This window comes from Streptomyces sp. NPDC044704, from assembly GCF_056433525.1.
The window spans coordinates 1-2,005 of record NZ_JBWKGY010000051.1 but is presented as its reverse complement, the minus strand read 5'-3'; the positions used below and the strand labels follow the sequence as shown (position 1 = coordinate 2,005).

1 protein-coding gene is annotated in these 2,005 nt (G+C 74.8%); it reads left to right on the top strand.

The annotated features are described in order from the left end of the window. Positions 1-2,005 (top strand): condensation domain-containing protein (locus AC07B0_RS40315; RefSeq protein ID WP_478900603.1); only part of this gene is annotated, 2,005 nt, incomplete at both ends.

Genomic DNA, 2,005 nt, shown 5'->3' with positions numbered 1-2,005 from the left:
CTCGCCCGCCACCTCCCCGACGGCCGCATCCACTACCTCGGCCGCACCGACGACCAAGTCAAACTCCGCGGCTTCCGCATCGAACCCGGCGAGATAGCCACGGTCCTGGCCTCCTCGCCGTCCGTCGGCCAAGCCGCGGTGCTGGTGCGCGAGGACGTCCCGGGGATCCAGCGGCTGGTGGCCTACGCCGTCCCCGCGCCCGGCGCCACCCTCGATCCGGACGCCCTGCGCACCCTCGCCGCCGAACACCTCCCCGAGTACATGGTCCCGGCCGTCGTCCTCACCCTCCCCGCGCTCCCCCTCTCCCCCAACGGCAAACTCGACCGACGCGCCCTGCCGGCACCTGAGACCGTCGCCGCGTCCGTCTCGCGCGCCCCCCGGGACGTCCGCGAGGAGGTCCTGTCGGGGATCCTGGGCGCCGTACTGGGACGCCCGGCCGTGGGTGTACAGGACGACTTCTTCGCCCTCGGCGGCCACTCGCTGCTGGCGGCCCGGGCGGCGGGACGGATCCGCGAGGTCCTCGGCGTCGAGTGCGGGATCCGCGACGTGTTCGAGCTGCGGACCGTCGAGGCGCTGGCCGCGCGGCTCTCGCAGCGCTCGGCCGGCACCCGGCCCCGGCCCCTCGCGGGCGACCGGCCCGAACGGCCCCCGCTTTCGTTCGCCCAGCACCGCCTGTGGGTGACGGACAGCGTGCGCGGACCGGCCGCCACCTACAACGTGCCGGTGGCGGTGCGCCTGCGCGGTCCGGTGGACTTCGCCGCGCTGCGCGCCGCGGCCGGGGACCTGGTGGCCCGGCACGAGGTGCTGCGTACGGTGATCGCCGAGCACGACGGCGAGCCGTACCAGCGGATCCTTCCCGTCGCCGGGGTGACCGTTCCGGTAGAACTCCGGGACGTGGCGGCCGACCGGCTGGCCGAGGAGGCCGTACGGGCCGGCGGGCACGTCTTCGACCTGGCGTCGGAGCTGCCGGTCCGCGTGACCCTGCTGCGGGCCGCGCCGGACGACCACGTCCTGCTCCTGCTCGTGCACCACATCGCCACCGACGAGTCCTCGACGGCCCTGCTGTTCGCGGACCTGAACACGGCCTACACGGCGCGACTGGCCGGCACTGCCCCGGGGTTCCCCGAACTGCCCCTCCAGTACGCCGACTTCGCGCACTGGCAGCGGGAGGTACTGGGTGACGCCGCAGACCCGCGGTCCCCCGCCGCCCGGCAGACGGAGTACTGGCGGCGGGCGCTCGCCGGGATCCCGGCGGAGGTGGCCCTGCCCACGGACCGGCCCCGGCCGGCGGAGCCCTCGTACGAGGGCGGTGTGGTCGGGTTCTCGGTGTCCGCCGGTACGGCCGGGGGCCTGCTGCGGATCGCCCGTGAGAGCGGCGCGACCCCGTTCATGGTGGTCCACGCCGCGGTCGCCGCGCTGCTGCACCGGCTGGGTGCGGGCGACGACATCCCGCTCGGCAGTCCGGTCTCAGGCCGTGACGGCGAGGAGTGGGAGGGCCTGGCCGGTTTCTTCCTCAACACGCTGGTGCTGCGGGCGGACCTGTCCGGTGCGCCCACGTTCGGCGAGCTGGTGGCGCGGGTCCGGGACACCGGACTGGCCGCCTTCGCGCACGCCGACCTGCCGTGGGAGGCGGTCGTGGAGGCGGTGGAGCACGAACGCTCCCGCTCGCGGAACCCGCTGTTCCAGACGATGGTGACCTACCACTCGGTGGACACCGCGGTGCCCGGGCTGTTCGGGATGCCCGCTGCCGAGCTGGCCGTGGAGACCGGCGGCGCGAAGTTCGACCTGGAGATCGCGTTCGGCACCGCCCGCGAGGGCGCGGGCATCGAGGGCGGCATCCGCTACGCGGCCGACCTGTTCGACGAGGGGACGGTACGCACCCTCGCGGGACGGCTCGTACGGCTGCTGGACGCGGCTGTCGCCGGTCCGGACCGGCCGGTGGCCGAGCTGGAGGTGATGTCCGCCGAGGAACGGGAACTCGTCCTGCACGGCTGGAACGACACCG